We start from the raw sequence: 6,099 nt of genomic DNA, 5'->3' as shown, positions 1-6,099 counted from the left end.
TGTGGCGTGCGGTCGCTCCGCTCGCGCACGTCCTGGCGTGGAGTCGCTGGCGGCGCCACCACCAAGCCGTAGCCATGCGGTGTCACTACCGAGCCCGAGGGGCTCGATTCAAATTGCAACTGTAGGACTAGGGGCTGTCCCTGATTATCGCAGCCAGAGAAGCATGGAGGCGACGTGCAGGGCGGCGAGAACCGGCTGGTGGATGGGCGCCGGGTGCTCCGCTCGCTGGACCCCTCTGTGCGCGATGCCTTCACTCACAGGCGGCTTCGGTACATCCGGAACTTCCTGCCCCACCTCGACGTCCCCTGGTCCCGCTTCTTTGGCATCAGTGACCGCGCGGCCGTGGAGGCGCATTGCCGCGCGAATGGCATCGCCTTCGAATGGCGCGACACGCAGGGCCTGCGCATCTGGCGGACGCTCCCACGCTGGTGCGCCATGACCGCACTGGCGAGCCGACCTGGTTCAACCAGCTCCAGTTCCACCCCCCGTCCTGTCTGGTGGCTCGAACGCGCGAGGCCTTGCTGCATCTGCTCTCCCGCCCCGAGTCCTTTCCCCGCAACGTCGTCTTCGCCGACGACGGTTCCACACCCGGCGATGACACCGTCGCTCACATCGGTGAAGTGCTTCAGCGGGAGTCCGTCGGCGTCACCCTGGCGCGCGGTGAGGTGCTCGTCGTCGACAACATGCTGGTCGCGCACAGCCGCTGCCCGTATGTAGGCGAGCGCAAGGTGTTCGTCGCACCCGCAGACAGCGTGCGTGAACAGCACCTCCCTTGCTCCGCCCGTGAACGACCTGAAGCCCACCGACACCCCTGCTCGCTCTGACCTCTCCTGGCGGCTCCTGCTGGGCGCATGGCTCCTGCTGCTCGTCGTCCTGAAGCTGTGGGACATGGCCCCGCCCCGCGTCGTGGATGCGCAGGCCGCCCCCGAGCAGTTCTCCGCCGAGCGTGCTCGCACCGACCTCCAGGTCCTCACGCGTGCGCCCCGCCCCTCTGGCACCCCGTCGCACCGCGAGGCCCGCGAGTACCTGCTGCGCCGACTCTCCGAGCTGGGCTTGAAGGCAGAGGTACAGTCGACATCGGTGGTGGGGACGTGGTGGGGACTCCCTTACGACGCCGCGCACGTCGACAACGTGGTGGCGCGCCTGCCCGGGACCGACTCGACCGGCGCCGTGCTGCTCATGGCGCACTACGACTCCGTGCCGCACAGCCCCGGGGCCGGTGACGACGCCGCCGGGGTCGCCGTGCTCCTGGAGACGCTCCGGGCGATGCAGGCCATGGGGGCGCTGCGCAACGATGTCATCTTCCTCTTCACCGACGCGGAGGAGGCCGGCGCGCTGGGCGCCCAGGCGTTCCATGCGCAGCACCCGTGGGCCCGTGACGTGGGCGTGGTGCTCAACTTCGACTCCCGTGGCACGAGCGGCGCCGCCGTCGTGTACGAGACCAGCAAGGGCAACGCCCGCCTCATCCAGGCGCTCGCGGAGTCGGTTCCCCGGCCCGTGGCGTCCTCGCTGGTCCAGGAGGTGGCTCGCCGGCTCGGACACTCCACCGACCTGCGCGTCTTCCGTGAGGCGGGCGTGCCAGGGATGAACGTCGGCTTCTCCGACTCCCCGTCGCACTACCACACGGCACAGGACCGGCTCGACCAGCTGGACCTGCGCAGCGTGCAGCACCTGGGCATGTATGCGCTCGCGCTGGGGCGCACGTTCGGCGACAGCGACCTGCGCCAGCTTCCGGCCGAGGACGCCGTCTTCTTCGACGTGCTCCTGGGCCGGATGGTCCGCTACCCGGCCTACCTCGCGCTTCCCTTCGCGGCGCTCATCGTGCTGGCCCACCTCGCCGTCACGCTTCGCGCCCGACGCTCGGGAGCCGTCACCTTCCGGGGCATCGCGCTCAGCGCGCTCGGCTTCCTTGCCATCATCGTCATCACCACGGTCGCGACGGGCGCCTTGCTGTTCGTGCTTCGCCGCGTGGATCCGTCCCTGGTGCTGATGCGGGACCCCTATGAGGCGACGTGGTACCGGCTGGGGCTCACGGGGACGGGCGCGGGTGTGACCGCGGCGCTGTACCGCCTCCTGCGTCGCTGGCGGGGGCCGGAGGAGGTGGCGCTCGGCGCCCTCGTCCCCTGGAGCGTCGGGCTCGCGGCGTCCAGCGTGCTGGCTCCCGGGGCCAGCTACTTCTTCGCGTGGCCGCTGGCGGGCGCGCTGGCGGGGTTCGTGGCCCTGTCGTGGGCCCGGCGCACCGGACGCTCCTTCGTGGCCTTCGGGGTGTTGCTGCTCGCCGCGGTGCCTGTGATTGCCGTCGCCGTTCCAGCCCCGTTCCTGTTGTTCGTCGCCCTCCAGATGCAACGCGGCTTCCTGGCCGTTGCCGCGGTGGCGCTGCTGATGGGGGCGCTGCTGCCCCAATTCGAGCTGCTGGGCGCGGGCCGGTCCTTCCGCCCCGCCGGGCTGCTGGCCTTCGTGGGCGTGGCCATGCTGGGCGTCGCGCTCGGCAGGGCTGGCTTTTCGGCGGAGAAGCCCCGGCCCACGGGGCTCACGTACGCGGTGGATCAGGCTTCGGGACAGGCCTGGTGGCTGACCACGGATGCCGAACCGCCTCCTGCCCAGGCCCGCCTCTTCCCATCCCAGACCGCGCGTCCGGGGCCGGGCGTCCTCAGCCCCTATGACTCGGACTCCGTCACCCGGGCCGGCAGCGCTCCGGTGGAGTCCCTTCCAGCTCCGACCGTGGAGCTCCTTCACGAGGAGCCGGTGGGCCCCGGACGACGTCTGCGATTCAAGGTCCGCTCCCCGCGACAGGCCCCGGAGCTGACCGTCTTCGTGTCCTCGGAGGCCACCGTCGTCCGGGCCCGCATCGACGGGCGCGACGTCGTGGAGTCACCGCCCCACCTGTCCAACGAACGGCAGCCGTGGGGCTTCCGCTACCTGGGCGTTCCCTCTGAAGGCTTCGAGCTCGTGCTCGAGCTGGCGGAGGCGCGTCCCATCGAGCTGCGCGTCATCGACCGGACCTACTCGCTGCCGGGCTCGCACGCGGCCCCGGACCTGATGAGCGTGCCGTTCTACCTGGCGGGCTCGACCTTCAACTCGCAGCGCTTCCGCTTCTGAGCAGTGTATGGGGATGGACAGAGAGCTGCCCGTCTGGCCATTAGCGGCATGGAAAACGGCCTGTTAGCGTTTTGCCCCTACCTGCGAGGATCAGTATGCGTGCCGGGGGGCAGCATCCGTGGGAATTCATTCTATCGGAGCAGCAGCAGCGTGACTTTGAACGGGATGGGTTTGTCGGACCGCTCCCGCGGTTTCTTCCCATCGACGAAATCGACGCGCTGAGGCGTGAGCTGGACGACCTGGTGTCGAACCGCCGGAGCCACCCGCTCTATGGGCGGTTCTCGGTGCGCGACTGGCACCTCGTGTCGCCGCTCGCGATGCGCCTGTTCACGCACCCCGCCATCGTCCGGCGCCTCCAGCAGCTCGCGGGGGAGGACCTGCTCCTCTGGCGCTCGAAGGTCTTCCACAAGGCGCCGGGGGACGGGGAGATTGGCTGGCATCAGGAGTGGGGCTGGTTCAACGGCGAGGAGATTGGCAACGACCGCCCGGGGCTTGTCCCCACCAGTGTCGGCGGGGACTGGTGGAACCTCACGGTCTGGGTGGCGCTCGACGACATCACTCCGGAGAACGGGCCGCTGCGCTTCGTCCGGGGCTCGCAGAAGACGCGCTTCCCCATCCGGATGGTGCCGATGGTCGACTCGGCGTTCTTCCAGGATCCCTTCATCGGCGATCCCGATGTGGCGACGCTGGTGGAGCGGGCCCGGGACAACCGGCTGGTGCTCGACATCGACACGTCCCGGATGTTCGACGGAATCGACGCCCACCTCCTGTCGCGGGACGCGCTGAAGACCTATGTCAGGAATTGGCTGTCCAGCCTCCAGGCCGCCATCACGCTTCCGTTCGACGCACCGGCGGAGGACGTCGTCACCCTGACGATGAAGAAGGGCGACTTCGTCATCTTCACGGAGCGGACGATGCACGCGTCGCTTCCGAACGACACCACGCGCAGCCGGATCGCCATCGACTGTCGGGTGACGACGTCGGACACGCTCGTCTACCCCGGCCGCCTGCGGGACGACTTCATCGACGGGTCGAACCTGGACATCACGCGGCACCGCTGCGTGCTGCTGTCGGGCCGGAAGCTCAACCGCGCCAATGCCTGTCTTCACGAGGAAGGTGGGGCGCTCCCCGCGGGCCTGGCGCCGCGCGCGCATGGACTGCTGGGAGAGCGATTGCTGGACCGCGCCGATGCTCCGGGGCTCCACTGCTGGGAGAACCGCCTGGATGCGCGGACGGTGCCCTTCCTCGGGGACCACAAGGTGCTCGGGTCGGTCCTCATCCCCGGGGTGACGTACGTGGAGATGGCGCTGGCGGCGGCGGGCGAGGTGCTCGGCCGCCGTCCGGTCTCCGTCGAACAGGTCGAGTACCACCACGGGCTCGTGCTCCAGGAGGACGCCGCGCGGCGGATCCAGCTCTCGCTCCAGCGCGAGGGCGAGGGCGCGGCGGTGCGCGTGCACAGCCGCCCCGCGGAGGGCGCCGGTCCCTGGCAGCTCCACGCCAGCTTGAGACTCCGACTCGACGTGATGGCCCTGCCAGAGCCGGGAAGTGATGCGGTACGCGCGGGACGTCGCTCCGCGGTCTGACTTCGAACAGGGATGGCGACATGAACGCGCGAAGCCCCAGCAGTGGCCCTGCTGTCGACTGGAGTCTGTCCTTCTTCGCGAGCGGCGAGGGGCGGGGTGACAAGTACCGGCTGCTCTTCGACGCGGCCCGCTTCGCCGATACCCAGGGCCTGCGCGGCATCTGGGTCCCCGAACGTCACTTCACCCCCCTGGGCGGGCTCTTCCCCCAGCCCTCGCTGCTGCTGGCGGCGCTGGCGCGCGAGACGCGCAACCTGCGGCTGGGCGCGGGGAGCATCGTGGTGCCGCTCCACCACCCGGTGCGCATCGCGGAGGACCTCTCCGTCGTGGACAACCTGTCCGGCGGACGGGTGGTGGCGTCGTTCGCTTCAGGGTGGCACCCGGGGGACTTCGCGCTCGCGCCCGAGGCCTACGAGGACCGGCACCGCGTGATGCTCCAGGGCGTGGAGACGGTGCGGCGGCTGTGGAGCGGTCAGCCGTTGAGCCTGCCCGGCGGCGATGGCCTCGAACATGAGGTGCGCATCTTCCCGACGCCGCTCCAGCGCGCGCTGCCCATCTGGCTCACGTCGACGGGCACCGCCGCGACGTTCGAGACCGCGGGGGCGCTGGGCACCAACATCCTCACCCACCTCGTGGATCAGGACCTGGAGGTGCTGGCGGCGAGGATCGCCGCCTACCGTCGGGGCCGGCAGCGGGTGGGGCTTCCCGAGGACGGCGGCACCGTCACCGTCATGCTGCACACGTTCCTCGGGGAGGACGAAGCGAGGGTGCGCGCCCAGGCCCGCCCGGCGTTCCGTCGCTACCTGCTCGCGAACGCGCCCCTGCTCCAGGCGGGCTCCCACAGCCGCGGCAGGGCGATGGACCTGTCCCGGCTCGCGGAGGGTGACATCGAGGCGCTCGTCGACCACCAGTTCGAGCGGCTGTTCTCGGGACACGCCCTGCTCGGCACGCCGGAGAAGTGTGTCCCATTGGTGCGGAACCTCACGGCGCTGGGCGTCGGTGAGATCGCCTGTCTGGTGGACTTCGTCGACGAGCCGGGCGAGGTGCTCGAAGGCCTCCACTCCCTGCTGCGCCTGCGCGAGCTGTGCGCGGCCGCTCCGAGGAGCCGGCTCGTTCCCGTGACGGCGCCTGCCGTGCAAGCGCCTCCGGCGGCGCCTTCGCTGGACGAGCTGCGGTCCCGCGCGGAGGAGGTGCTCGTGGGCGAGGCGTTCTATGCGCGCCTGCTGAAGGCCGGAGGGGACTCCGGGCCGAGCTTCCGGCTCATCTCGCGGCTGTGGCGTCGCTCCGATGAAGCGCTCGCGGAGCTGGAGATCCCCGCGTCCCTGCGCGCGGACCTGGGCCGCTACCAGGCGCACCCGGCGCTGCTCGACAACTGCTTCGTCGTGTTGATCGCCACCGTGCTCGCGGGGGGCGCGGAGGC

At 70.4% G+C, this 6,099-nt stretch carries 4 protein-coding genes; all 4 read left to right on the top strand.

Annotation, left to right across the window (positions count from 1 at the left end):
- The first annotated feature begins 353 nt into the window (after window positions 1–353).
- The gene (locus D7V93_RS45410) at window positions 354–824 is read left to right on the top strand and encodes a TauD/TfdA family dioxygenase (RefSeq protein WP_279636978.1); all 471 of its coding nucleotides are present in this window, start codon (window positions 354–356) and stop codon (window positions 822–824) included.
- Window positions 757–3,099 (top strand): M20/M25/M40 family metallo-hydrolase, encoded by a 2,343-nt coding sequence (locus D7V93_RS35855; protein ID WP_158623938.1) that lies wholly within the window; start codon window positions 757–759, stop codon window positions 3,097–3,099. Before D7V93_RS45410 ends, D7V93_RS35855 begins: the two co-directional genes overlap by 68 nt.
- A 95-nt stretch (window positions 3,100–3,194) precedes the next feature.
- Window positions 3,195–4,682: a phytanoyl-CoA dioxygenase family protein gene (locus D7V93_RS35850; RefSeq protein ID WP_120647639.1), complete on the top strand. Its 1,488-nt coding sequence runs from the start codon at window positions 3,195–3,197 to the stop codon at window positions 4,680–4,682.
- 20 nt (window positions 4,683–4,702) lie between these two features.
- Window positions 4,703–6,099: MupA/Atu3671 family FMN-dependent luciferase-like monooxygenase (locus D7V93_RS35845; protein WP_120647638.1), on the top strand; the 1,397-nt coding region annotated here is incomplete at its 3' end.

Source organism: Corallococcus llansteffanensis (assembly GCF_003612055.1).
Taxonomy (GTDB): domain Bacteria; phylum Myxococcota; class Myxococcia; order Myxococcales; family Myxococcaceae; genus Corallococcus; species Corallococcus llansteffanensis.
The sequence above is the reverse complement of the archived record's forward strand: the minus strand, read 5'-3'. Positions and strand labels throughout refer to the sequence as shown.

What these genes read in the sequence shown, in the direction of transcription:
- D7V93_RS35850 (WP_120647639.1), top strand. Translation starts at nt 3,195, where the DNA reads ATGCGTGCCGGGGGGCAGCATCCGTGGGAATTCATTCTATCGGAGCAG.